Here is a 25,568-nt window from a genome sequence, read left to right on the forward strand (position 1 = left end):
AACTCCTAATGAACCCCAGTGTGTTAAGTACTTCTTTTTGTAGCGCCGCGTCAGTTCAGGTAAGGGGACCAGGATGGTTCTCTGACTTCGCCTTGTGCGGTAGGAAGTGGGAGCCTTACGCGTCCGTTGATGGACACGAGCATCAAGACTCCCCGGCCCTGCTGGCGGGTGGCGTAGATTACCATGGTGCCGTTGGGCGCAACAGTGGCTGACTCATCAAGGTTGGTATCTGTAAGGATTTTTACGGTTCCGCGCTGCAAATCCTGGGCCGCAACCCGGAAATTAGTGAAACCATCCTGACGGTGAATCATCACCAACGTCTTTTCATCGGCCGAAAGCTTGGGGTTGGCGTTGTAGTTACCAATAAAGGTCACACGTTCCGCACCGCCGCCGTTCACATTTGCCTTGTAGACCTGAGGCTTGCCGCCACGGTCGGAGGTGAAGTAGATGGTCGAGCCATCCTTGCCCCAGAACGGTTCGGTGTTGATGCCCGGGCCGCTGGTCACACGCGAGAGTTGACGCGAGGCCATGTTCATCACGTAGATATCCGGGTTGCCGTCCTTGGACAGCACGAAAGCCAGGCGCGAACCGTCCGGCGACCAGGCTGGCGCACCGTTGAGGCCTTCGAAGTTGGTGATCTGCTCACGACGGCCAGTATCGATGTGCTGCACAAAGATACGCGGGCGACGCTGTTCGAACGATACGTAGGCAATACGCTTGCCGTCCGGCGCGAAGCGCGGCGACAGGATTGGCTCACGGGACTGCAGCAAGGTCACTGCACGAGCACCGTCGTAGTCCGAACGCTGCAGGGTGTAGCGGGTATTGTCTACAGAGAAACGCTCAGCCGTGACATACAGCAGGCGCGTCGAGAACGCCCCCTTGATACCGGTGAGTTTTTCAAACGACTGGTCCGAGATGTAGTGAGCCATGTCGCGCAGTTGTTCGGCGGTACCCGATACGCTGCCGGTCAAGACCTGCTGCTCGGTGGCCACGTTGAACAACGTGTACTGGATCTGCAGGCGACCGCCGGCCGGCGTGATGCTGCCGACCATCAGGTACTGGGCACCCACCGCCTTCCAGTCACGGAAGATGACTTCGCTGGCCTGGGTTGGCTGGCTGATCATGTTGCCTTTTGGAATCGGCGCGTAGTAACCGGAGTTACGCAGGTCGTCGCTGACGATCTGGGCCATGTCGTCCGGCAGCACGCTGCCGCCCTGCCAACCGAACGGCACGACTGCAATCGGGGTGGCCCGATCACTGCCGCTGGTTACCAGGATGTTCTTTTCATCCGCCGCCGCTATCCCTGCCATACAGCAAATAACGACAAGCATTCCTCGAAGAAGGTTTCTCACAAGGCTAGATCCTCAGGTGTGAATGTCATCTTGAATGAACGATAGGGAGCGAAGTCACTTGGTTTCATTCCCTGCATCTCGGTCAACCGGCCAATATTCTTGACCGCGGCAACCGCCGAACTGTCGAACGAACCGTCACCACTGGACTTGGCCACGCTGACCGAAGTCACCGTACCGTCCGGCAACATGCCGATCTGCAGCACTACTGTCATGCCTTTACGTGCCGAAGGTGGACGTGTCCAACCTTCCGCTGCCCGCGCCCGAATCAGGTCGTCGAAACTGCCCGCGACTTCATCGCCACGCTCATCGGCCAAGGCTTGCTGACGCTGCGGCGTGTCGGAAAGCAAATCTGCCAGGGCCTGGGCCTTTTTCTCTTCGGCGGATTTGCGTGCTGCTTCCTGGGCCTTTTTCTTGGAGGCGTCGGCGGCAGCTTTCTTCTTCGCTTCGTCGGCGACTTTCTTCTTCGCCTCGTCTGCTTCAGCTTTTTTCTTGGCGTCTTCGGCGGCTTTCTTTTTCGCGTCTTCGACTATCTTTTTCTTGGCTTCTTCAGCGGCCTTTTTCTTGGCCTCTTCTTCGGCAGCCTTCTTGGCTTCTTCTTCCGATTTCTTCTTGGCTATATCAGCCAATTGTTTCTCTTCGGCCTTTTTCGCTTCGGCAGCTTTCTCGGCTTTCTTGGCTTCATCAGCCTTTTTAGCCTCGTCGGCCTTCTTGGCTTCGTCAGCCTTTTTCGATTCCTCGGCCTTTTGAGCCGCCTCTTCTTTCTTTTGTTCCGCAGCAGCCTTCACCGCTTCCTGCTCGACCTTCTTCTGTTCCATCTGCTCGACTTCAGTCTGGCGCGCGGCCGACTTCTGGGCCTCACCCGCAATCTTCTGATTGGTCTGGGTGGTGGCCTGACTTTTCGATTTCAGCTGATACAGGGTCGCCTGCACGATCGGCTTGGCTGGCGGCAGGTCCGGGGTCATGGCAAAGCTGACGAACAGCATGCCGAACACCAGGACGTGCAGGGCAATTGCCCACACGCCAGGCCAGAAGTAGCTTTCCGAGGCGGACGGCTCTCGCTGTTGCTGCATCAGGGCGCCTCGGTAATCAAGCCAACGTTACCGACGCCGGCCTTCTGCAGCCCGCCCATGGCGCCCATGACGGAGCCGTAGTCGACCGATTTGTCACCCCGGATAAACACCTGGGTGTGCTTGCCGCCTTCGTTGCCGGAGCGAATGATCTTGGTCACCGCATCGGTCATTGCAGGCAAGGTCAGGGCCTTGTCCTGCTGCTTTTGCGTATCGACTTCGCTGCCAAGGTTCCAGTAATAGGTCTTGTCAGCCTTGATCGAAATGGTCAGGACCTGAGTGTTGTTGTCCTGCGGCAAGGCTTCACTGGAAACCTTGGGCAGATCAACTTTCACGCCCTGGTTGAGCATCGGCGCGGTCACCATGAAGATCACCAGCAGCACCAGCATCACGTCGATGTAGGGCACTACGTTCATCTCGGCGACCGGCTTGCGCTTTTTGCGAGCTCGAGCGATTAAAGCCATTGGGAATTACCTGCTTATTCTTCGCTGGTGTGCACTTTACGGTGCAGGATCGCCTGGAATTCATCGGCGAAGGTGTAGTAACGGCCGATCAAGGTTTCGCTGGTTGCGGCAAAACGGTTGTAGGCGATTACTGCGGGGATAGCGGCGAACAGGCCGATCGCGGTGGCGATCAGGGCTTCGGCAATACCCGGGGCCACGGTGGCCAGTGTGGCTTGCTGCGCCTGGGCCAGGCCACGGAAGGAGTTCATGATGCCCCATACGGTACCGAACAGGCCGATGTACGGGCTGACGGAACCGACGGTGGCAAGGAACGGCAGGCCCTGCTCGAGTTTCTCTTCTTCGCGGGAGATGGCCACGCGCATGGCACGGGCCACACCTTCCATCACCGCTTCAGGATCGACACCTGGCTGCTGGCGCAGGCGCGAGAACTCCTTGAAGCCAGCACGGAAGATCTGCTCGACGCCCGAATCCGGATCCGGGTTGCTGCCTGCCTGGCGGTACAGTTTGGACAGGTCGATACCCGACCAGAAGCGCTCTTCAAAGCTCTCCAGGGCACGTCGACCGGCGCGCAACATGTTGCTGCGCTGAAAAATCATGACCCAAGAGGTAACCGATGCGGCTACCAGGGTCAGCATGACCAGTTGAACCACGACACTGGCATTGCTGACCAGGCTCCACATGGAGGAATGGTCGACGACGGTAGGTTCCACGCTAAATCTCCTGCTTTGATTGTTGACCCGCGCCGCTCACGGCGGCAAAGGCCGCGCGTAGAGTTTCGGGAATGGCCCGAGGTTTCAAGCTGTTGGTGCGCACACACGCCACCAGGAACTGCCCCTCACAGAGCAGCGTTGCATCCGTGGCCCGCCTGACCTGCTGTTTGAAACGCAGGCTGGCACGGTTCAATTCGATGACTTCAGCACTGACCAGCAACTCATCGTCCAGTCGCGCCGGCGCGTAATACCGCGCCTCGCTGGAATGCACGACGAATAACAGGTCCTCGCCTACCAGCTCGGACTGGGCAAAACCCAACTCCCGCAGCCGCTCGGTTCGAGCCCGTTCCATGAATTTCAGGTAATTGACGTAATAAACGATGCCGCCGGCATCGGTGTCCTCGTAATAAACGCGACAGCGATGTGCGAACGACTGATCCCCGTTTTGCGCGCGCATACTCTAGTGCTTACTCCTCAGGTTGCCAATTGGCTGGGCAACTGTTTTTTCATTCCTGAACGCTTTCAAATGACGACGCCAGACACTGGGACAGCACAAAGCTCAGATAAATCACCCCACATGACAAATACCCTGTAGGAGCGAGCTTGCTCGCGAAGAACCTGAGCACGCCGCGTATAACCAGACATACCGCGTTATCGTTGGCGTTTTTCGCGAGCAAGCTCGCTCCTGCAATTTTTTAATCGTCCACTGCATCGAGGAATTCGTCTACCACGGGCATCTCTCCCAATCGTGACGGAATGTTTAGCCCGAAGTGCAAATAGGCATGACGCGTCACCACCCTGCCCCGCGGGGTTCGCATGATGTAGCCCTGCTGAATCAGGTACGGTTCCAGAACATCCTCAATGGTATGGCGCTCCTCACTGATGGCTGCGGCCAGGCTGTCCACGCCGACCGGGCCACCGTCGAATTTCTCGATCATGGTCAAAAGTAGGCGTCGATCTTGGTGATCAAAACCATGTTCGTCCACATCCAGCAGGTTCAAGGCCAGGTCCGCCACGGCCTTGGTGATGTGGCCCTTGGCACGCACCTCGGCAAAGTCTCGCACGCGGCGCAGCAAACGGTTGGCAATTCGTGGCGTACCGCGAGCGCGTCGAGCGATTTCAAAGGCGCCTTCCGGGTCCAGGGGCAAGCCGAGGATACTCGCCGACCGGCTGACAATGGTCGCCAGATCGGCGGTGCTATAGAACTCTAGACGTTGAACAATGCCGAAACGGTCTCGCAGCGGGTTGGTCAACATGCCCGCGCGGGTGGTCGCGCCCACCAGGGTAAAGGGCGGCAGGTCGAGTTTGATCGAACGGGCCGCCGGGCCTTCGCCGATCATGATGTCGAGCTGGAAGTCTTCCATGGCTGGGTACAGCACTTCTTCGACAATCGGCGACAAGCGATGGATTTCGTCGATAAACAGCACGTCATGGGGTTCAAGATTGGTCAGCAACGCGGCCAAGTCGCCAGGACGCTCAAGCACCGGGCCGGAGGTGGACTTGATCGACACGCCCATTTCCTGGGCGATGATATTGGCCAGAGTGGTCTTGCCCAAACCCGGCGGGCCGAAGATCAGGGTGTGGTCCAGGGACTCACTGCGCCCGCGAGCGGCCTGGATAAACAGCTCCATCTGCTCGCGCACGGTGGGCTGGCCGATGTATTCGGCCAGGCTCAACGGGCGGATGGCCCGGTCCTGGACTTCTTCACGGTCACGCGGGCCGGTGGCCGCGATCAGACGATCGGCTTCAATCACTTAAATCATTCCCTTCAGGGCACGGCGAATCATGTCTTCAGCGCTCAGGTTCTTGTCCTTGATGGCCGATACGGCCTTGCTGGCTTCCTGAGGCTTGTAGCCCAGGGAGATCAGCGCATTGACGGCATCGCTCTCGGCGTTGGCGACCTGGGCCGCCGGCATATCCGGCTGGTTCGGTACCAGGGCGAACATGCTCGGCACCACCTCCCAGGCTTTGAAGCGGTCCTTGAGCTCGACCAACAAGCGCTCGGCGGTCTTCTTGCCCACCCCCGGCACCTTGGTCAGGGCCGAGGTATCCTGGGCCGATACAGCCCGGACCAATTCATCCACTTCCAGGCTCGACATCAAGGCCAGGGCCAATTTGGGCCCCACGCCATTGAGACGAATCAGCTCGCGGAAGAAATCGCGGTCACGCTTGCCGATGAAACCATAGAGTAGTTGCGCGTCTTCGCGCACCACTAAATGAGTGTGCAAGGTTATCGGCTCGCCGACCGACGGCAGGCGATACAGGGTGGTCATGGGCACTTCCAGCTCATAACCCAACCCATTCACATCCAGAATCAGGTGCGGCGGCTGTTTCTCAGCCAGGGTGCCGCGCAAGCGTCCAATCACGGTTCAGATCCTTAAAGCTTGGGGGTCAGATCGGAGCCTGACCGCAAAAATAACGATTGCGCTGATGCTATCAGAGACGCAGCCGCCCGCCACGACTACGTGCTGCGCCCAAGCCGTGAGGCAACAGGCTGGAGCGGGTATGGGCATGGCAAATGGCGATGGCCAGGGCATCCGAGGCGTCGATCTGCGGCTTTGAAGTGAGCTTGAGCATGTGCATGACCATCATTTGCACCTGCTCCTTGTTGGCGCCACCGGTGCCGACCACGGCCTGCTTGACCTGGGTCGCGGTGTATTCAGCGATCTCCATGCCCTCCTCGGCACCTGCCACGATGGCAGCGCCCCGGGCCTGCCCGAGCTTCAACGCCGAGTCGGCATTCTTGGCCATGAAGACTTTCTCTATGCCCATGGTGACCGGGCCGTAGGTCTGGATGACTTCACGTACGCCGCGATAGACGATCTGCAGCCGCTCGGCCAATTCCCCTGCGCCAGTGCGGATGCAGCCCGAGGCGACGTACACACAGCCGCGTGGGGTCTGCTGCACCACGCCAAAACCGGTGATGCGCGAACCGGGGTCGATACCTAGGATTAAAGTCATAACGCCTGCGGGTTGGATTTACAACGGTATGTGCCAGGCACACATTTGTGTAACAGCATAGAAGCCCTGTGGGAGCTGGCTTGCCTGCAATGCGGGCACCTCGGTGCTTCTGTCAAATCGAGGTGATGCTATCGCAGGCAAGCCAGCTCCCACAGCGGATATTCATCGTTCTTAAGCGAGCTGTTCGGCCACAGACTCAGGGATGTCGGCATTCGAATACACATTCTGCACGTCATCCAGATCTTCAAGCATGTCCAGCAGCTTCAGCACCTTCTGGGCACCGTCCAGGTCCAGTTCGGCACTGGTGGTCGGCAGCATCACGATCTCCGCGTCGGTGCCGCTGAAACCAGCGGCTTCCAGGGCATTACGCACGGCGTAGAAGCTGGCGAACGAGGTGAACACATCGATGGAGCCGTCTTCGTTGGTGACCACGTCATCGGCATCCGCTTCCATCGCGGCTTCCATCAGCGCGTCTTCATCAGTGCCCGGTGCGAAGGTGATCTGCCCCTTGCGCTCGAACAGGTAGGCCACCGAGCCGTCCGTGCCAAGGTTGCCGCCACACTTGCTGAACGCATGGCGCACGGCTGCCGCGGTACGGTTGCGGTTGTCGGTCATGCATTCGACCATCACCGCCACACCGCCCGGGCCGTAGCCTTCATAGGTCAGCTCGACCATATCGTCGGTGTCGGCCGCACCAGCACCACGGGCCACGGCGCGGTCGATGATGTCGCGGCTCATGTTGGCGCCCAGCGCCTTGTCCAGCGCCAGGCGCAGACGCGGGTTGGAGCCCGGGTCACCGCCACCCTGACGGGCAGCGACGGTCAGTTCGCGAATCCACTTGGTGAAGATCTTGCCTTTCTTGGCATCCTGACGCTCTTTGCGGTGCTTGATGTTCGCCCACTTGGAATGGCCAGCCATAACACAACTCCGAATTCTCTAGAAACCTTATCAATCCCGCCCCAGGCGAGATTTCCCTCTTTTAAACGCAAAGGCGCATCCGAAGATGCGCCTTTTTGACTGCGTACAACCTTATCGCGCTTTCACGCTGCAGCCTTACTCAGCCTTCGGCGTCTCGCGCAGGCGGATGTGCAGCTCGCGCAGTGCCTTGGCATCAACCACACCCGGAGCCTGGGTCATGACGTCCGCAGCGCTCTGGGTTTTCGGGAAGGCGATCACTTCACGGATCGACTGGGCGCCGGTCATCAGCATCACCAGACGGTCCAGGCCGAACGCCAGGCCACCGTGCGGCGGCGCACCGTATTTCAGGGCGTCGAGCAGGAAGCCGAATTTCTCTTCCTGTTCCGCTTCGTTGATGCCCAGCAGGCGGAAGACCGCTTGTTGCATCTCTTTGCGGTGGATACGGATCGAACCGCCACCCAGTTCAGTACCGTTCAACACCATGTCGTAGGCACGGGACAGCGCGCCTGCAGGGTTGGCTTCCAGCTCTTGCGGGGAGCACTTCGGTGCGGTGAACGGGTGGTGCAAGGCGCTGAAGCTGCCGTCGTCGTTCTCTTCGAACATCGGGAAGTCCACAACCCACATCGGCGCCCATTCGCAGGTCAGCAGGTTCAGGTCGTGACCGAGCTTGATACGCAGCGCGCCCAGGGCCTCGCTGACGATCTTGGCCTTGTCGGCACCGAAGAACACGATGTCGCCGTCAACCGCACCGACGCGATCGAGGATCGTGTTCAGGTTGGCTTCAGGGATGTTTTTCACGATCGGCGATTGCAGGCCGTCGACACCGTTGGCGCGCTCGTTGACCTTGATGTACGCCAGGCCCTTGGCACCGTAGATGCCGACGAACTTGGTGTAGTCGTCGATCTGCTTGCGCGGCATGCTCGCGCCGCCAGGCACACGCAGGGCGGCGATGCGGCATTTAGGATCGTTGGCCGGGCCGCTGAACACCTTGAAGTCGACGTCCTTGAGCTGGTCGGCCACGTCCACCAGCTCCAGCGGGTTACGCAGGTCTGGCTTGTCGGAACCGTAGCGGCGCATGGCTTCTTCGAAGGTCATGTGCGGGAATTCGCCGAACTCCAGGTCCAGGACTTCCTTGAACAGGTTGCGGATCATCTGCTCGGTCAGGCCCATGATCTCTTTTTCATCGAGGAAGCTGGTCTCGATGTCGATCTGGGTGAATTCCGGCTGGCGATCGGCACGCAGGTCTTCGTCACGGAAGCACTTGGCGATCTGGTAGTAGCGGTCGAAACCAGCCACCATCAGCAGTTGCTTGAACAGCTGCGGCGATTGCGGCAAGGCGAAGAAGCTGCCGGCATGGGTACGGCTCGGTACCAGGTAGTCGCGCGCGCCTTCCGGGGTGGCCCGGGTGAGGATCGGGGTTTCGACGTCGAGGAAGCCGTTTTCATCCAGGAAGCGGCGGATGCTGGTGGTCATGCGCGAGCGCAGGCGCAGCTTCTCGGCCATTTCCGGACGACGCAAGTCCAGGAAGCGGTAGCGCAGGCGGGTTTCTTCGCCCACGTCGGAGTATTCATTGAGTGGGAACGGCGGGGTTTCCGACTCGTTCAGCACTTCCAGCTCATAGCCCAGCACTTCGATGCCGCCGGACGCCATGTTCTTGTTCACGGCACCGGCCGGACGCAGGCGTACCTTGCCGGTGATCTTCACGACGTATTCGCTGCGCACGCGGTCGGCGGCGGCGAAGCTTTCGGCGCGGTCCGGGTCGAACACTACCTGGGCCAGACCATCACGGTCACGGATATCGAGGAAGATTACCCCGCCGTGGTCGCGGCGACGGTGAACCCATCCGCAAAGGGTGATTTCCTGACCTTCCAGGGTCTCGTTCAGTTGGCCGCAATAGTGGCTGCGCATCATGGTCGTGGTTTCACTTCTCGTAATTCGAAATTCGGTGGCAGGCCCGCCTCGTCACCGCACATTAAAGCAGGGGACGGATAATGCAGGAGCCTGCGCGTAGAGTTCAACTCAGTCTGCTTTGTCGCCGCCGGCCAGGTTCTTCTTGGCACCGGTCTTGAAATCAGTCTCGTACCAGCCGCTGCCGCTCAGGCGGAAGCCCGGCATGGACAACATCTTCTTCAACTCAGGTGCCTGGCAGGCAGGGCAATCGACCAGCGGCGCGGCGCTGATCTTCTGAATGGCTTCCAACTGATGACCACAGGAAGCGCATTGATAGTCGTACATGGGCATGGAGATGTCTCGGCGATCAGATCGTTACAGCGCCACGCCCTGCCCTGTGCATAAAGCCCGGCATGCGCAGCAAAGCGCGGGATTATATCTGGTAAATCAATACAGCGCAGCCGGCTTTGTGCCCAGGACCCGGCCCGTCGGGCTGAAGGCCCGGCCATCGGACTACTGCGCGAGCGTATCCCCGGACGTGAGGGCGCCCCGACCTTTGAGGACGTGAACCACGCACACCACCCTCACCAGCCCACTGAAGTTCTTCACGCCTCCGTAACGCAAATGCACTTCCCGATCGACATAGGACAACAGCGCACTGACCGAACAGGTATTGAGCCTGGCGATTTCCGTCAGGATATTCCAATAGATCTGTTCAAGCCGCAGGCAGGTAGAAAACCCATTGAGCCTGACCGAACGGGACAGTGGCTTGGCCAGCCCCATATCAAAACCCTTGGTAAAAGGGTCGACCTTTATCTTGTGAAAACCACAGGCTTCCATCATTCCCTTACCCACTCCACGTGACATACACCTGACACTCCATTGCCAAACAGCAGCCAATGGGCTTCTCCCATTGGACGATGGCCTATAAAACAGCAGCCAGCGCAGAGCAGCCAGAAGACGGGGAGTTGTTAGTTGTAGGACAACGCCAGGAAGCGCAGGGAAACCAGCAGGCGGCGCCGAAAAGGCGCCGCCTGGGTTCGACAGTTACTGGTTTTCAAGCAGGGAGCGCAGCATCCACGCGGTTTTCTCATGAACCTGCATACGCTGGGTCAAGAGGTCCGCCGTCGGTTCATCACTGACTTTGTCGAGCAATGGGAAGATGCCTCGCGCGGTACGCGTGACTGCTTCCTGGCCGGCCACCAACTGCTTGATCATCTCTTCGGCGCTCGGCACCCCCTCTTCTTCCTTGATGGAAGACAGGCGGGCGTAAATTGAATAGGCACCCGGCGCCGGGAAGCCCAGGGCACGGATACGCTCGGCGATGGAGTCCACTGCCAGCGCAAGCTCGTTGTACTGCTCTTCGAACATCAGATGCAGCGTACGAAACATGGGGCCTGTGACGTTCCAATGGAAATTGTGGGTCTTCAGATACAGAACATAGGTATCGGAGAGCAGGCGGGAAAGTCCGTCGACGATGGATTTACGGTCTTCTTCACTGATACCAATATCGATTGCCATGTGTTTCCCCTTCAATTGACGAGCATTCATTGATCAGGTGCAGTTCCACTCTAGCAAGAGAGTGCGCCACGTGCAGCCCGACACACTCGGGCTGCATGCGGCAAATCGCCCCGCACCGACTGCGGGATCTGACTTGGCAAGCCTATTTACCTGTAGGAAGGGTCTAGGCCACCACTGAAAAAATCCCGCACCTGTCTAGGACAAGCGTTTGACGCAGAAATGCCGTGGCCGTGGCAACACCCCGAAATGCTTGATTTGAGTAGGCACAGCCTTTGCTGTTAAATAGACGCGGTGTGGCTGCCGTTTATTCCTGCGGCACGTCACATAGGCTGATACCCGCGCACGTGCTCAACGCCTCCCATTGTTCAGAAGCGAACCGTGCCAGTCAGCTCTTCCTTGTGATCCGTCTTAACGTGAGTTAACCAAAATGTTGAAAATCGTCCACCTGCTAACGGGCGTCGCAGCCTTGCTGCTGTCCTTTATTCCGAGCCTGCAGCCTGAAAGCCTGCCCTACCTGGAACAACACGACGCCCTGTACCTGGCCTTGTTCGGCCTTCTTAACCTGACGCTCGCACCGGTAGTCCCTTACTGGAACAAAGGCACGCGTCATCAACTGCAAAACCTGGTCAGTGCGCTGCTGGTGCTGACTGTTGTCGTACAAACCCTCACCCTCCTGGCGCCCATGCCTGAAGTCGGGGGCCATCCGGCCATCCTGCTCAGCCTGGTGATCGCTGTGGTCGCCATCGTTCTTCACCTGGCCATCAGCTTCTACCGCTCGTCTCCAGCGGCCGCGTCGCAAAACTATGACATGACCAACCGGGATACCGGGACCGTCAAGTGGTTCAACACCTCCAAGGGCTTCGGCTTCATTTCCCGCGACTCGGGCGACGATATCTTCGTCCACTTCCGAGCCATTCGTGGCGAAGGCCATCGCGTCCTGGTCGAAGGCCAGCGCGTAGAGTTCTCGGTGATGAACCGTGACAAGGGCCTGCAAGCCGAAGATGTCATCGCTGCCCTGCCGCGTCGCTGATCCCAGCCCTCGCAGCAAAAAAAACCGCGATCCAGCCTTGGCTGGGTCGCGGTTTTTTTATTGCTTGCGCACTCAATAGTGTGGCGGCGGCGCTTCCTCTTCGGATGACTCGAACTGCCCGCCCATTTCTTCCTGGCGCTTGAGCAATGCAGTCATTTGCAATTGCAGACGTTCGACGGCCCGCTGCTGGGTGACCAGGATGTCGTTGAGGGTCTCAATGGTGTCGTCCTGGAAGGCCAGGCGGCTTTCCAGGTCGGTGACGCGTTCTTGCAGGTCCATGGTTCAGTCCTGGGTAAAGATGAAGTCGGCAGGCAATAGCTCTCGCAATCGGCTGCGAGTCGCGGCCACCTGCTCTTCGGTGTAGGGCCGGGCCGGGTGCTTGCCCCACACCGGGGCTGGCCAGGCGGCGTCGTCGCGCTTGCGCACAATCACATGCACATGCAACTGGCTGACCACGTTACCCAGCGCGCCGATGTTCATCTTGTCGGCCGCCAGCCCGTCGTTAAGCAGCTGCGCCAGGGCCGTCGTTTCTTGCCACAAGGTTTGTTGATCTGCGACATCCAGTTGAAACACTTCGCTGATACCTTCGATGCGCGGCACCAGGATGAACCAGGGGTAATTGGCGTCATTGGACAGCAGCAGGCGACAGAGCGGGAAGTCCCCAATGGCCAAGGTATCTTGTTGCAGGCGTTGATCTAAGGCGAACACGTGGCACTCCGTTCGGCAGGTCGGTAACAGGTGCCCAGCATACCTTCGAATGCCCAAGGCTTCACGGGCAATGCTGGCGGCCTTGAGGCAACCAGGCAAAAAGATGCACCCTTTAGAGGCAACAGCCCAGGTGAGCAACGCTAGGCCGGGCCTCAACGGGATGCACCAAAATAACCCACCTGTGCCTCAAAGGGATCCGCCGATTACCCACTGATAAGGGTCAACCGGTAACGTTTTACCCAGGTACAGGATTCAGGTACCACCGAACCGGGGTAACACCCTGGCGTCAAGCCCAACCGAAATGGCGTAAAACCCCCGTGCTTATGCGGTTTTTACAGGTTCATCACACTTTTCACGAAAAAATGACATTCGGTAAGTGGTTTGAGCACGCTTGTTGCATTCACCCCCATATCGTCGGCAACGACACCCGTTTGGACACAGGTGTTTCGCGATAAAAATAGTGGCGTTTCAATGTGTATCAGGGATGCGTTCAAACTTTGAAAGAAGTCTGAAAACAGCATTGAAGTTGTCAGCCTGGATACATTTCAGGCTGTGAATTTGCGACATGGATCTAGCGATTTACGACAGCCTCGTAAAGAAGCTGAAAGGATAATTGAGTAAGTATCGTCAATAGGGTCTGCGTGAGATAACTTTGCGCCGACACAAAAAGAAAGAGCCGCCCAGATAAAAATACAGGTGGGACGGCAGTACTCTTCCTAAAACCAAAGGAGCAAATCACGATGCGCGTGATGAAGTGGAGCATGATCGCCCTGGCTGTTTCAGCAGGCACCTCGCAGTTCGCAATGGCGTCCGCCCAGGACGATTCCAAGGGCTTTGTTGAAGACAGTACGTTCAGCATCAATACTCGCGCGCTGTACTTCAGCCGTGACTTCCGTAACAACCCGTCGGGCCCAGGCTCCAAGAGCCGTGCTGAAGAAACCGGCCTGGGCTTCAATGCCCTGTACGAATCGGGCTTCACCCAAGGCACCATTGGTGTCGGTGTCGACGTGATCGGCCTGATGGGCGTCAAGCTCGACAGCGGCAAGGGTCGCGCCGGCACCGGCCTGTTCCCAACCGGTTCCGACGGTCGCTCGCAAGATGACTATTCCAAAGGCGGCGGCGCGGTGAAGTTCCGCATCTCCAACACTGTGCTGAAAGTCGGTGACCAATACACCACAGCCCCAGTGTTTGCCTCCGACGACAGCCGCCTGCTGCCAGAGCTGCCGCAAGGTATCTCCATCACCAGCAACGAAATCAAGGGCCTGAAGCTTGAAGGCGGTCACTTCACTTCCAGCGTCGCGCAGAACCAGACCTACCACGACAGCCTGGGCCTGACCAAAACCGACTTCGTCGGCGGTGTGTATGCCTTCACTCCAGAAGTCACCGGCAGCCTGTACTACGCGAAAACCGAAGATTACTTCCGCAAGTACTACAGCAACCTGAACTGGACCCACGCCCTGAGCGATGATCAGTCGTTCGCCCTGGACTTCAACATCTACGACACCAAGAGCGACGGCGCCGGCCTGCAACGCGCAGAGAAAGATGGCGTGACCAAGCTCGACAACCGCGCCTTCAGCTTGCAGGGCGCGTACACCATCGGTGCTCACACCTTCACCCTGGCAGCCCAGAAAGTCACCGGTGACGGCGACTACGGTTACGGCGTAGACGGCGGCGGCACTGTGTTCCTGGCCAACTCCATCGCCCGTTCCGACTTCAACGCCGAAGGCGAAAAGTCCTACCAGGCGCGTTATGACATCAACATGGCAACCTTCGGCATTCCGGGCCTGAGCTTCATGACCCGTTATGTAACCGGTAGCGGCGCCAATACGGGCACCACCTCGAATGGCAAAGAGTGGGAACGCGACATCGAAGCCAAGTACGTGATCCAGAGCGGCCCGGCAAAAGACCTGAGCCTGCGCCTGCGTCAAGCAACTTACCGTTCCGGTGATGGCGTGTACTACGGTTCGCCGTCGATCGACGAGCTGCGTCTGATCGCCAACTACCCGCTGAACATCTTGTAATTGCCGGTTCAATTACAACGATGACTTGAGGCTTCGGCCTTAAACAAAAAGCCGCTCCTCTGTTTAAACAGGGAGCGGCTTTTTTATTGCAGTTTTATTTCAACCAACAAAACAACTAGCAAGCTAAGTAACTAGTTTTTCAAAGCTGACCTTTCGGCCAACTTCGATAGCATCACGCCAAGTTACTTCGGCGCACTTTCCTGCATCACCCGAATAACCCGTTGCGGAAACGGAATATCAATCCCGGCCGCTTTCAAACGGTCACGCGCCAGTTCATTGAGCATAAACATCACGTCCCAATAATCCGGTGTGTTGGTCCAGCAACGCAGGGAGACGGTGATGGAACTGTCGCCCAAGGTCGACACCACCGCCACGGCGGCAGGGTCCTTCAGTACACGCGGGTCTTCAGCCAAAGCCAGCAGCACTTCACGGGCCTTCTGCAGGTCCGCCTCATAGTCCACACCCACGTCAAACACAACCTTGCGGGTCGGCTGGCGGTTGGTGTTGGTGATAAGGCCGTTGGACAGGCTGCCGTTGGGAATGATCACCGTCTTGTTGTCGCCGGTGCGCAGCACCGTGTGGAAGATCTGGATGCTGTCGACGGTACCCGAGGTACCCTGGGCTTCGATCCAGTCACCGATACGGAACGGGCGGAACAACAGAATCAACACGCCGCCGGCAAAGTTCGCCAGGCTGCCTTGCAAGGCCAGGCCGATTGCCAGGGTAGCGGCACCGATCGCCGCAACGAACGAGGTGGTGGCCACACCAATCATCGAGGCCACGTTGACCACCAGCATGACTTTGAGCGCGATGTTAGCAAGGCTGGTGATGAAGTGTTGCAGTGCCAAGTCAGCGTTACGCATGGCCAGCAGACGGCCCACGCGGTGAGTCAAGACGTTGATCAGCCACCAGCCGATGGCCAGGGTGACCAACGCCAGCAATACGCGGCTGCCGTATTCCATGATCATGGGGAGCCAAGACTGGGAGGTCTTGATCAGGTGATCCATTTCAGCGTTCAAATCCATCTACTTTCTCCTGTTGTGCGGCGATAAGGCTGTATTGACTGCCTGAAAACGCAATTGAGCCCCGAAGGGCTCAATTGTAGGCACTGATGCTGGGGCGTGGGACGCCAAAAGTGCCCACAGGTTCCCCAAAGTGCCATCAGTCGCGGAAGTTATTGAACTGCAGCGGCATGTCAAATGTCTTGGCGCGCAGGGCCGCAATGGCCTCTTGCAGGTCGTCACGCTTCTTGCCGGTGACACGAACCTGCTCGCCCTGGATGGCGGCCTGGACCTTGAGCTTGGCGTCCTTGATGTGCGCCACGATCTTCTTGGCCAGCTCTTTGTCGATGCCTTCCTTGAGCACGGCTTCCTGCTTCATCAGTTTGCCTGAGGCGTAGGCGTCCTTGACTTCCAGGCACTGCACGTCGATCTTGCGCTTGACCAGGGCCAGCTTGAGGATCTCGATCATCGCTTCCAGCTGGAAATCGGCTTCAGCGGTCAGGTTGACGGTCAGTTCCTTTTCCTTGAATTCGAAGCTGCCCTTGCCTTTCAAGTCATAGCGACGGTCCAGTTCCTTGACGGCGTTCTCGACGGCGTTGGTGACTTCGTGTTTGTCCAGTTCAGATACCACGTCGAACGAAGGCATGTGATTTCTCCAATATAAGGGGCGGGCTCAGTAGAGATGGAGCGCGCCCGAGCTAAAATGCCGGGGCATTATAGCGGTTCTTTCGCGCCGTTCACCGCTGGCGACCTTATGGAGTACACACTGATGTCGACCCCGTGGCATATTCTTGGCGCCGGCAGCCTGGGCACCCTCTGGGCCACGCGGCTGGCACGTGCGGGGGTGCCCGTCAGGCTGATCCTGCGTAACCAGGCGCGCCTGGCCAGCTATCGCGCAGGCAAAGGGCTGACCCTGGTGGAGCACGGCGTGGAACAGACTTATCCGGTCATCGGCGAAACGCCTGGCAGCCCGGAGCCGATTCATCGCCTGCTGGTCGCGTGCAAAGCCTACGACGCTCAAAGCGCCATCGCACAGTTGCAGCATCGACTGGCGCCGGACGCCGAATTGATCCTGCTGCAAAACGGCCTCGGCAGCCAGGACGCCGTGGCTGCGCAATGGCCGTCGGCGCGCTGCATCTTTGCCTCCAGCACCGAGGGCGCATTTCGCGATGGCGATTGGCGGGTGGTATTCGCCGGCCATGGCTACACCTGGCTGGGGGACGCGAGCCATCCCACCCCGCCGCTGTGGCTGGATGATTTGCAAGCGGCAGGCATCCCCCATGAATGGGCCACCGATATCCTGACGCGCCTGTGGCGCAAGCTCGCGCTCAATTGCGCCATCAACCCACTGACCGTGTTGTACCACTGCCGCAACGGCGGTTTGAGCGCCCACCACTGCGAGGTCGCCACGCTCTGCGCCGAACTGGCCGAACTGCTGGAGCGCTGTGGCCAGCCTGCGGCTGCACAGGACTTGCACAGCGAAGTCGAGCGGGTGATCCAGGCCACCGCCGCCAACTATTCCTCCATGTACCAGGACGTCGCCAACGCCCGACGCACCGAGATCAGTTACCTGCTGGGCTACGCTTGCCAGGCCGCGGCCCGCCATCAGTTGGCAGCGCCGCACCTGCAACAGCTACACACGCGGTTGGTGGCGCATCTGCTTGCACGCGGATTGGCCAGCGACTGAGGCACGCGCTACCCTGCCTACCTGTCTATCACCTGGGAAACCCCTGATGCCATTGCGCCAGCGTCTTGAAAATCTACCGGTAGGGCAGAAACTGCTGGCGGCCCTGCTGGTGTTGTTGACCACCGTATTGCTGGTGGCCAACCTGACGTTTATCAGCGCCGCCTACTGGATCTCCCAGGAAAGCATGGCCCCCCAGGCCTTGCAGTCCATTGGTCGACTGGTGTCCAACCCCGCGCTTGCCGCCGAGGCCCTTGAGTCTCCGACCAAGGCAGAGGCGCTGCTCAATGAGCTGACCAGCTATTCACCGTTGCGCGCCGCCGCTTTGTACGATGGCGAAGGCAACCGCCTGGCGCAGATGCAGCACGGCGACCGCCTGCACCTGCCGGACCACTACCGGCATATCGAAGCGTGGCGCCTCACTGAATTTCGCAGCAACCAGGTCATCACCCTGCCCCGTGGCACTGAGCCTTCGGGGCATTTGTTGCTGGTGGCCAGCAGTGAGCTGCCGGTGGCGTTCTATACCGGCACGCTGACCGCCAGCCTGGGCATCCTGATTTTCAGTGTGTTGTTGTGGCTGGTCATCGCCCGGCAGATCAAACGCCTGATCACACGGCCGATTCATGAACTTGAAGAACTGTCCCGCCAGGTGACCCGCGAGGAGAACTACGCTTTACGCGCCGGGCGTGGCAACCGTGATGAAATCGGCAGCCTGGCCGAAGCGTTCAACACCATGTTGTCGCGCATCGAAGCCCGTGAGCAGCAGCTCAAACGCGCGCGCGACGACTCCCAGGCTGCGTATGACCAGGCTCAGGGCCTGGCCGAAGAAACCCGGCATACCAACCGCAAGCTGGAACTGGAAGTCCAGGTACGCAGCAAGATCGAGAAAAAGCTCACGGGCTTCCAGAACTACCTGAACAGCATTATCGACTCGATGCCCTCGGCGCTGATCGCCCTGGATGAACAACTCTACGTTACCCAGTGGAACCAGGAAGCCACCGCCCTATCCGGCACTCGCCTGGACGAAGCCCTGAACCAGCCGGTTTTCCTGGCCTTCCAGCCGCTCAAGCCGTACCTGCCACAGATCAAGGCCACCGTGGAGCAACACACGGTGGAGCGGATTGAGCGGGTCACCTGGATCAAGGACGACGAGCCCAAGCATTACGCGCTGACGTTCTACCCGTTGATGGGCGGCGCCGGGCGCGGAGTGGTAATCCGAATCGACGACATCACCCAGCGCCTGTCCCTGGAAGAAATGATGGTGCAATCGGAAAAAATGCTCTCCGTGGGCGGCCTGGCCGCAGGTATGGCCCATGAGATCAACAACCCGCTGGGCGCGATCCTGCATAACGTGCAGAACATTCGCCGGCGCCTGTCTCCCGAGCTGCCCAAGAACCTGGAACTTGCCGAACAGGTGGGTATCGAGCTGGAGACGGTCAACCGATACCTGCAAGGCCGCGAAGTCCCGCAATTGCTCGACGGCATTCAGCAGGCCGGGGCGCGTGCCGCGAAAATCGTTACCCATATGCTCAGTTTCAGCCGCCGCAGCAATCGCCAGATGGCGCCCTGCGATTTGCCGGCGCTGATCGACCAGGCCGTGGAAATCGCTGGCAACGACTTTGATCTGACCATTGGTTTCGACTTCAAGGGCCAGGCGATCATCCGCCAGTTCGATCCGCAACTGGGCCCGGTACCCGGCACCGCCAACGAGCTGGAGCAAGTGCTGCTCAACCTGTTGAAGAACGCCGCCCAGGCCATTCATCTGCGTGAAGACGACAGCGAACCCGGGCGCATTATCCTGCGCACCCGTCTTAACCCGCCGTGGGCAGAAATCCAGGTAGAAGACAACGGCATCGGCATGAGCGAAAACGTGCGCAAGCGCACGTTCGAACCCTTCTTTACCACCAAGGAAATCGGCCAGGGCACCGGGCTAGGCCTGTCGGTGTCGTACTTCATCATCACCAACAACCACAAGGGCCAGATGGAGGTGCATTCCACCCTGGGCCAGGGCACCTGCTTTACCTTGCGCCTGCCTTTGGCCGGCAGCCAATTGCCCCCCACTGAACTTACCCAACTGGAGCACTGACCATGGGCTTTCGCCTGTCGAAGATCTACACCCGTACCGGCGACAAAGGCGAGACCGGCCTCGGCGACGGCCGCCGCGTGCCCAAGGACCATCCACGCGTGGAAGCGATTGGCGAGGTGGATACCCTGAACAGCCAACTGGGCCTGCTGCTGGCCAACCTTGAAGAACAAAGCGGCAAGCACCCGGCGTTGAAGGACGTGATTGAAGTGCTCACGCCTTGCCAGCACCGTCTGTTTGACTTGGGCGGTGAACTGGCGATGCCGGTATACAAGGCGCTGAATGCGGCGGAAGTGGATCGGCTGGAAGCAGCGATTGATCGCTGGAACGAGGAAGTCGGGCCGCTTGAGAATTTCATCCTGCCCGGCGGCTCAGCCCTGATTGCCCAGGCCCATGTGTGCCGCAGCCTGGCGCGCAGCGCCGAGCGCCGCTGTCAGCACTTGAATGCGGTGGAGCCACTGGAGGGTGTGGGGTTGGCGTACATCAATCGGTTGTCGGATTTGCTGTTTGTGGCGGCCAGGGTGATTGCCAAGCGCCAAGGCGTTGCGGAAGTGTTGTGGCAGGCGGCGGCCAAGCCACACTGACCTGATCGCTCCCACGCTCTGCGTGGGAATGTATCAAGGGACGCTCCGCGTCCAAAACATGACGCAGAGCGTCACAGGAGGCATTCCCACGCAGAGCGTGGGAATGATCATCACACCTGCGGCCAGAACGCTCGAATACCTGCCACACCTTGCGCACCAGCCTCCCAGGCCTGCTCCCGCTGCGCCGGCCCAACCCCGCCCAACAGAAACACCGGCTTGCTGAACCCGGCGATCAACTGCTGCGCCTGCTCCCACCCCAACGGCTGGGCATCCGGATGGGTCTGGGTCGGCTGCACCGGCGACAGGGTGACGAAATCCACGTCCATCATTTCTGCCAGGGCCAGCTCTTCCGCGTTGTGGCACGAAGCCGCCAGCCAACGGTCTTTGGGCAGTGGGCGGCCCTTACTGGCGTATTTGCGCAACTGCGCCGAGGTCATGTGCCAGCCGGCAGCTGGGAAATCCCCCAGCCACTCGAACGGCCCCTTGAGCATCAATTGCGCCTTGCCGGCACACAGGCCCACCGCATCTACCGCCAGGTCACGGTATTTGGGGTCATAGCCGTTGGGCGCACGCAGTTGAACCAGCTTGATGCCACCAGCAATAGCCTTTTGGATACCGCGCAACAGCGTCGGGGTCTCCAGCTCGCCAGGGGTGATCAGGTACTCGGCGGGCAAGCGTGCCGCGGCGACAATCGGCGCATTCGCCGCCGGAAATTCATAGTTGACCAGGTCCCGCGGTGCCACCCACGCCAACGGCTGCCCTTCAGCGCCATGGGGCTCGCCGGTAAAAGCCGAGACTTCCCAGACATCCAGCAATACCTGCTTGTCCGGATAGTCATGTTGCACCTTGATCAGCGGCCGCGCCGTGGTGACCTGGATGCCCAGCTCTTCCTGCAATTCACGGGACAAAGCCGTGGCAACCGACTCATCAGCCTCCACCTTGCCGCCGGGAAACTCCCAGAGCCCGCCTTGATGCTGAGTATCGGCACGGCGCGCCAGCAGGATCCTGCCATCGACACCGCGGATCACCGCTGCTGCTACATGCACTCGTTTCACGCCACTGCTTCCTCTCGTCGTAGCCCTTTGTAGGAGCGAGCTTGCTCGCGAAGAACGTCAACGATAACGCGTGCATCCAGGATAACCGCGATGGCATTGAGTTTTTCGCGAGCAAGCTCGCTCCTACAGGGGGAGGGTCATTTTCAGGTACGGTATTCCGCGTTGATCTTCACGTACTCGTGGGACAGGTCGGTGGTCCAGATGGTTTCGCTGCAGTCACCACGACCCAGTTCGATACGGATGGTGATTTCTTCCTGCTGCATCACCGCCGAGCCCTGGGCTTCGGTGTAGGTTTCGGCGCGGGCGCCACGGCTGGCAATGCACACGTCACCCAGGAACACGTCGATCTTGCTCACGTCCAGGTCCGGCACGCCAGCACGGCCGACAGCCGCGAGGATACGGCCCCAGTTCGGGTCCGAAGCAAATAGCGCGGTCTTGATCAGCGGCGAGTGCGCCACGGTGTAGCCCACATCCAGGCATTCCTGATGGTTGCTGCCACCGTTGACTTCAACCGTGACGAACTTGGTCGCGCCCTCGCCGTCACGCACGATGGCCTGGGCCACGTCCATGCACACTTCAAACACTGCCTGTTTCAACGCCGCGAACAATGGACCTTCGGTGGAAGTGATTTCCGGCAGATTGGCCTGGCCGGTGGCGATCAGCATGCAGCAGTCGTTGGTGGAGGTATCACCGTCGATGGTGATGCGGTTGAACGACTTGTTGGCGCCGTCCAGCATCAGGCGTTGCAGCACATCACGGGAGACCTTGGCGTCGGTGGCGATATAACCGAGCATGGTGGCCATGTTCGGACGGATCATGCCTGCGCCTTTGCTGATACCGGTGACGGTGATAGTCACGCCCTCATGCACGAACTGACGGCTCGCGCCTTTTGGCAAGGTATCGGTGGTCATGATGCCGGTAGCGGCAGCCGCCCAGTTATCCACAGACAGGTCATCGAGCGCGGCTTGCAGGGCACCTTCGATTTTTTCCACCGGCAGCGGCTCACCGATCACACCGGTGGAGTAAGGCAGCACCTGGCTGGCGTCCACGCCGGTCAGTTGCGCCAGCTTGGCGCAGGTGCGCGCCGCCGCGACAAGGCCCGGCTCGCCGGTGCCGGCGTTGGCATTGCCGGTATTGGTCAGCAGGTAGCGAATCGACCCAGCCACCCGTTGCTTGGCCAGAATCACCGGCGCAGCGCAGAAGGCATTGAGGGTGAACACGCCCGCCACGGTCGAGCCTTCCGCACAACGCATCACCACCACATCCTTGCGCCCCGGGCGCTTGATGCCCGCCGAAGCGATACCGAGTTCAAAACCGGCAACCGGGTGCAACGTGGGCAAAGGACCAAGACCAACAGCCATGAATGCGCTCCTCAAAAATAGGTGATGTCTGTGCCGTCGCTATCGACGGTGGGAATTAATGGCAAAACGCCGCGACGGCAAAGGCCGGTCGCGGCGCGGGGTGTTGCAGCGTCAGGCGAAAATCTTATTCGATCTGGCCGTGGCAGTGTTTGAATTTCTTGCCCGAACCGCAGTAGCACAGCTCGTTGCGGCCCAGCTTCTGGTCATTGCGAACCGGGGTCTGGGCCAGGGCCACATCGACCTCTTCACCCAATGCTTCAGGCTCATCCAGGCCCGGCGCTTCGTCATGCTGGAACTGCATGCGCGCCGCCAGTGCTTCGGCTTCCTGACGCAGGCGTGCTTCTTCCTCGATCGGGTCTTCGCGACGCACCTGAACGTGGGACAGCACGCGGATCGAATCGCGCTTGATCGAATCCAGCAATTCGGAGAACAGCGTGAACGACTCGCGCTTGTACTCCTGCTTCGGGTTCTTCTGGGCGTAGCCACGCAGGTGGATACCGTGGCGCAGGTGGTCCATGGTCGACAGGTGGTCTTTCCACAGGTCATCCAGCACGCGCAATACGATCTGTTTCTCGAAGGTGCGCAGAGCTTCGGCACTCGCTTGCTCTTCTTTCTCGTTGTACGCCGCCAGCAGCTCGGCCATCAGTTTTTCGCGCAGGGTTTCTTCGTACAGGTGGTCGTCTTCGTCCAGCCATTGCTGAACCGGCAAGTCCACACCGAAGTCGCTCTTCAATGCCGCTTCCAGGCCGGCAACATCCCACTGCTCAGGCAGCGACTGTGGCGGAATATGGGCGCTGACAGTGGCGTTGAGCACGTCCTGACGGAAATCAGCGATGGTCTCGCCAATGTTGTCGGCGGCCAGCAACGTGTTACGCATGTGATAGATCACTTTACGCTGTTCGTTGTTGACGTCGTCGAACTCGAGCAGTTGCTTGCGAATATCGAAGTTACGGCCTTCTACTTTGCGCTGGGCCTTCTCGATGGCGTTGGTCACCATGCGGTGCTCGATCGCTTCACCGGACTGCATGCCCAGGGCTTTCATGAAGTTCTTCACCCGGTCCGATGCGAAGATACGCATCAGGCTGTCTTCCAACGACAGGTAGAAACGGCTGGAACCGGCATCACCCTGGCGGCCGGCACGGCCACGCAGCTGGTTGTCGATACGACGCGATTCGTGACGCTCGGACGCGATCACCTGCAAGCCACCGGATTCCAGCACAGCCTGGTGACGCTTCTGCCAGTCGGCCTTGATCTGGGCGATCTGCTCAGGCGTCGGGTTGTCGAGCGAGGCCACTTCCACTTCCCAGTTGCCGCCCAACAGGATGTCGGTACCACGACCGGCCATGTTGGTGGCGATGGTCAGTGCGCCTGGGCGACCGGCCTGGGCAATGATCTCGGCTTCTTTTTCGTGGAACTTGGCGTTCAGTACCTTGTGCTCGATGCCTTCCTTGTTGAGCAGGTTGGACACGTGCTCGGAGGTCTCGATGGTGGCGGTACCCACCAGGATCGGACGGCCCTTGGCCATACCGTCCTTGATGTCGTTGATGATCGCCGCGTATTTCTCTTCGGCGGTCAGGAACACCAGGTCGTTGTAGTCTTTACGCGCCAACGGTTTGTTCGGCGGAATGACCATCACGGCCAGGTTGTAGATCTGGTGGAATTCGAACGCTTCGGTGTCGGCCGTACCGGTCATGCCGGACAGCTTGTTGTACAGACGGAAGTAGTTCTGGAAGGTGGTGGACGCCAACGTCTGGCTTTCGGCCTGGATGTTGAGGTGTTCCTTGGCTTCGATGGCCTGGTGCAGGCCTTCGGACAGACGACGACCGGGCATGGTACGACCGGTGTGCTCGTCAACCAGTACCACCTGGCCGTCCTGCACGATGTATTCGACGTTGCGATGGAACAGCTTGTGGGCGCGCAGGCCAGCGTACACGTGGGTCAACAGGCCCAGGTTGTGCGCCGAGTACAGGCTTTCGCCTTCGGCCAGTTCGCCGATCTGGGTCAGCATTTCTTCGACAAACTGGTGACCGGCTTCGTTGAGTTCGACCTGGCGGGTCTTCTCGTCGATGGTGAAGTGACCTTCTTTGGTCACCACGCCTTCCACTTCCTCGATGTGCTGCTCAAGACGCGGGATCAACTTGTTGATCTCGGTGTACAGGCGCGAGCTGTCTTCGGCCTGGCCGGAGATGATCAGCGGGGTACGGGCTTCGTCGATGAGGATGGAGTCGACTTCGTCGATCACGGCAAAGTTGAGTTCACGCTGGAATTTTTCATCCATGCTGAACGCCATGTTGTCGCGCAGGTAATCGAAACCGAATTCGTTGTTGGTACCGTAGGTGATGTCGCAGGCGTACGCGGCGCGCTTCTCTTCCGGCGGCTGGAACGGCGTTACCACGCCGACGGTCAGGCCGAGGAATTCATACAACGGGCGCATCCAGTTGGCGTCCCGGCGAGCCAGGTAGTCGTTCACCGTCACAACGTGCACGCCCTTGCCGGACAGTGCGTTGAGGTAAACGCCCAGGGTTGCCACCAGGGTCTTGCCTTCACCGGTGCGCATTTCGGCAATCATGCCTTCATGCAAGGTCATGCCGCCGATCAACTGGACGTCGAAGTGGCGCATGCCCATGACGCGCTTACCGGCTTCACGGGCAACCGCGAAGGCTTCGGGCAGCAGCTTGTCGAGGGTTTCACCTTTGGCTATGCGGGCCTTGAACTCTTGGGTCTTGGCGCGCAATTGCTCGTCCGACAGAGCAACCATCTGCTCTTCGAAGGCATTGACCAGCTGCACCGTCTTGAGCATGCGTTTGACTTCGCGCTCATTCTTGCTTCCAAAAAGTTTCTTTAACAAAGGCGCAAACATATCGGCAGGTTCTTCCACACATAGGGATGGAGGGCGCACCGTGAGTGGCCCGAGCAGCCCTCACGGCCGCATTGCGAACGCGCATTCTACCCGGAATCGTGGGTGAGGAAAGTGGCGTTGTTCCCTGAGACAGGCACGGCATAGTGAGAGGGCATGTTTAAAATAAGGGCTTTTGCTGGAACTTCAACCCACCAGGCGCAGAAGTTACTTATTGATTTGACGGAGAAAGCCCTGCCGACGCAGAGCCTCAGGGCATACAGGCGCTTTCTGCTAAGATAGCCGCTCTGTTACCTAAGGT

25 protein-coding genes are annotated in these 25,568 nt (G+C 59.4%); 5 read left to right on the forward strand and 20 right to left on the reverse strand.

What is annotated here, in order from left to right; all coding sequences use genetic code 11:
• Window positions 1–50: 50 nt before the first annotated feature.
• The 13 genes from tolB to ACTJLA_RS03825 all read right to left on the reverse strand — a co-directional run bounded on the left by tolB (window position 51) and on the right by ACTJLA_RS03825 (window position 10,883).
• On the reverse strand, window positions 51–1,331 hold the full coding sequence (tolB, locus tag ACTJLA_RS03765; RefSeq protein WP_032874245.1) for a Tol-Pal system beta propeller repeat protein TolB: 1,281 nt from the start codon (window positions 1,329–1,331) through the stop codon (window positions 51–53).
• A gap of 17 nt (window positions 1,332–1,348) precedes the next feature.
• Window positions 1,349–2,422 carry a cell envelope integrity protein TolA gene (tolA, locus tag ACTJLA_RS03770; protein ID WP_003193863.1) on the reverse strand — a complete coding sequence of 358 codons (1,074 nt, stop codon included), beginning with the start codon at window positions 2,420–2,422 and terminating at the stop codon, window positions 1,349–1,351.
• Window positions 2,422–2,874: a protein TolR gene (gene tolR, locus ACTJLA_RS03775; protein ID WP_161793227.1), complete on the reverse strand. Its 453-nt coding sequence runs from the start codon at window positions 2,872–2,874 to the stop codon at window positions 2,422–2,424. The genes tolA and tolR overlap by 1 nt, the downstream gene beginning before the upstream one ends.
• Window positions 2,875–2,897: 23 nt before the next feature.
• Window positions 2,898–3,593, reverse strand: a complete 696-nt coding sequence (gene tolQ, locus ACTJLA_RS03780) for a protein TolQ (protein WP_003193865.1) — start codon at window positions 3,591–3,593, stop codon at window positions 2,898–2,900.
• 1 nt (window position 3,594) lies between these two features.
• Window positions 3,595–4,050: a tol-pal system-associated acyl-CoA thioesterase gene (gene ybgC, locus ACTJLA_RS03785; RefSeq protein ID WP_014719714.1), complete on the reverse strand. Its 456-nt coding sequence runs from the start codon at window positions 4,048–4,050 to the stop codon at window positions 3,595–3,597.
• A 238-nt stretch (window positions 4,051–4,288) separates the two neighbouring features.
• Window positions 4,289–5,347, reverse strand: a complete 1,059-nt coding sequence (gene ruvB, locus ACTJLA_RS03790; RefSeq protein WP_003193867.1) for a Holliday junction branch migration DNA helicase RuvB — start codon at window positions 5,345–5,347, stop codon at window positions 4,289–4,291.
• Window positions 5,348–5,959: a Holliday junction branch migration protein RuvA gene (gene ruvA, locus ACTJLA_RS03795; protein WP_054898002.1), complete on the reverse strand. Its 612-nt coding sequence runs from the start codon at window positions 5,957–5,959 to the stop codon at window positions 5,348–5,350. It lies immediately after the preceding gene.
• 70 nt (window positions 5,960–6,029) lie between these two features.
• Window positions 6,030–6,554, reverse strand: a complete 525-nt coding sequence (gene ruvC / locus ACTJLA_RS03800) for a crossover junction endodeoxyribonuclease RuvC (protein ID WP_019821257.1) — start codon at window positions 6,552–6,554, stop codon at window positions 6,030–6,032.
• A gap of 171 nt (window positions 6,555–6,725) precedes the next feature.
• Window positions 6,726–7,472 carry a YebC/PmpR family DNA-binding transcriptional regulator gene (locus ACTJLA_RS03805; protein ID WP_034128583.1) on the reverse strand — a complete coding sequence of 249 codons (747 nt, stop codon included), beginning with the start codon at window positions 7,470–7,472 and terminating at the stop codon, window positions 6,726–6,728.
• Between the two features lie 135 nt (window positions 7,473–7,607).
• Window positions 7,608–9,383: an aspartate--tRNA ligase gene (aspS, locus tag ACTJLA_RS03810; protein ID WP_005790914.1), complete on the reverse strand. Its 1,776-nt coding sequence runs from the start codon at window positions 9,381–9,383 to the stop codon at window positions 7,608–7,610.
• A gap of 108 nt (window positions 9,384–9,491) precedes the next feature.
• Complete coding sequence (locus tag ACTJLA_RS03815) at window positions 9,492–9,713, reverse strand: FmdB family zinc ribbon protein (RefSeq protein ID WP_003193872.1); 222 nt, start codon at window positions 9,711–9,713, stop codon at window positions 9,492–9,494.
• A 162-nt stretch (window positions 9,714–9,875) separates the two neighbouring features.
• The gene (locus tag ACTJLA_RS03820) at window positions 9,876–10,229 is read right to left on the reverse strand and encodes a ribbon-helix-helix domain-containing protein (protein ID WP_034128584.1); all 354 of its coding nucleotides are present in this window, start codon (window positions 10,227–10,229) and stop codon (window positions 9,876–9,878) included.
• A 180-nt stretch (window positions 10,230–10,409) separates the two neighbouring features.
• Complete coding sequence (locus ACTJLA_RS03825) at window positions 10,410–10,883, reverse strand: Dps family protein (protein ID WP_003193874.1); 474 nt, start codon at window positions 10,881–10,883, stop codon at window positions 10,410–10,412.
• 427 nt (window positions 10,884–11,310) lie between these two features.
• Between ACTJLA_RS03825 and ACTJLA_RS03830 the strand changes: the two genes are divergently transcribed.
• Window positions 11,311–11,913: a cold-shock protein gene (locus ACTJLA_RS03830; RefSeq protein ID WP_181123923.1), complete on the forward strand. Its 603-nt coding sequence runs from the start codon at window positions 11,311–11,313 to the stop codon at window positions 11,911–11,913.
• Window positions 11,914–11,985: 72 nt separating this feature from the next.
• Here the strand turns inward: ACTJLA_RS03830 and ACTJLA_RS03835 are convergent, their stop codons facing one another.
• Complete coding sequence (locus ACTJLA_RS03835) at window positions 11,986–12,192, reverse strand: SlyX family protein (protein WP_005790924.1); 207 nt, start codon at window positions 12,190–12,192, stop codon at window positions 11,986–11,988.
• Window positions 12,193–12,195: 3 nt separating this feature from the next.
• Window positions 12,196–12,621 carry an HIT domain-containing protein gene (locus ACTJLA_RS03840; protein ID WP_054898003.1) on the reverse strand — a complete coding sequence of 142 codons (426 nt, stop codon included), beginning with the start codon at window positions 12,619–12,621 and terminating at the stop codon, window positions 12,196–12,198.
• A 740-nt stretch (window positions 12,622–13,361) separates the two neighbouring features.
• Here ACTJLA_RS03840 and ACTJLA_RS03845 point away from each other — a divergent pair.
• Window positions 13,362–14,642 carry an OprD family porin gene (locus tag ACTJLA_RS03845; protein ID WP_034128586.1) on the forward strand — a complete coding sequence of 427 codons (1,281 nt, stop codon included), beginning with the start codon at window positions 13,362–13,364 and terminating at the stop codon, window positions 14,640–14,642.
• 182 nt (window positions 14,643–14,824) lie between these two features.
• Here ACTJLA_RS03845 and ACTJLA_RS03850 read toward each other — a convergent pair whose 3' ends face one another.
• Window positions 14,825–15,667 (reverse strand): mechanosensitive ion channel family protein, encoded by an 843-nt coding sequence (locus ACTJLA_RS03850; protein WP_014719720.1) that lies wholly within the window; start codon window positions 15,665–15,667, stop codon window positions 14,825–14,827.
• A 136-nt stretch (window positions 15,668–15,803) separates the two neighbouring features.
• Complete coding sequence (locus ACTJLA_RS03855) at window positions 15,804–16,289, reverse strand: YajQ family cyclic di-GMP-binding protein (RefSeq protein ID WP_003193880.1); 486 nt, start codon at window positions 16,287–16,289, stop codon at window positions 15,804–15,806.
• A 123-nt stretch (window positions 16,290–16,412) separates the two neighbouring features.
• Here ACTJLA_RS03855 and ACTJLA_RS03860 point away from each other — a divergent pair, with 123 nt between their 5' ends.
• The 3 genes from ACTJLA_RS03860 to ACTJLA_RS03870 are packed head-to-tail and all read left to right on the forward strand — an operon-like array spanning window position 16,413 to window position 19,994.
• Window positions 16,413–17,330, forward strand: coding sequence for a putative 2-dehydropantoate 2-reductase (locus tag ACTJLA_RS03860; protein WP_252949969.1), 918 nt, complete (start codon window positions 16,413–16,415; stop codon window positions 17,328–17,330).
• 46 nt (window positions 17,331–17,376) lie between these two features.
• Window positions 17,377–19,413, forward strand: a complete 2,037-nt coding sequence (locus tag ACTJLA_RS03865; protein ID WP_314545105.1) for a sensor histidine kinase — start codon at window positions 17,377–17,379, stop codon at window positions 19,411–19,413.
• A gap of 2 nt (window positions 19,414–19,415) precedes the next feature.
• On the forward strand, window positions 19,416–19,994 hold the full coding sequence (locus ACTJLA_RS03870) for a cob(I)yrinic acid a,c-diamide adenosyltransferase (RefSeq protein WP_032895497.1): 579 nt from the start codon (window positions 19,416–19,418) through the stop codon (window positions 19,992–19,994).
• A gap of 110 nt (window positions 19,995–20,104) precedes the next feature.
• On the opposite strand, the gene ACTJLA_RS03875 is transcribed toward ACTJLA_RS03870, so the two are convergent.
• The 3 genes from ACTJLA_RS03875 to secA form a co-directional block, all read right to left on the reverse strand.
• Window positions 20,105–21,049: a Nudix family hydrolase gene (locus ACTJLA_RS03875; protein WP_047711674.1), complete on the reverse strand. Its 945-nt coding sequence runs from the start codon at window positions 21,047–21,049 to the stop codon at window positions 20,105–20,107.
• A 143-nt stretch (window positions 21,050–21,192) separates the two neighbouring features.
• Window positions 21,193–22,410 (reverse strand): bifunctional glutamate N-acetyltransferase/amino-acid acetyltransferase ArgJ, encoded by a 1,218-nt coding sequence (gene argJ / locus ACTJLA_RS03880; protein WP_089042400.1) that lies wholly within the window; start codon window positions 22,408–22,410, stop codon window positions 21,193–21,195.
• 124 nt (window positions 22,411–22,534) lie between these two features.
• Entirely contained in the window at window positions 22,535–25,270 is a 2,736-nt protein-coding gene (gene secA, locus ACTJLA_RS03885) for a preprotein translocase subunit SecA (RefSeq protein WP_014719726.1), read from the reverse strand.
• Between the last annotated feature and the right edge of the window lie 298 nt (window positions 25,271–25,568).

The sequence above is a fragment of the Pseudomonas sp. 22072 genome (assembly GCF_052046095.1).
In the GTDB taxonomy this organism is placed as follows: domain Bacteria; phylum Pseudomonadota; class Gammaproteobacteria; order Pseudomonadales; family Pseudomonadaceae; genus Aquipseudomonas; species Aquipseudomonas paracarnis.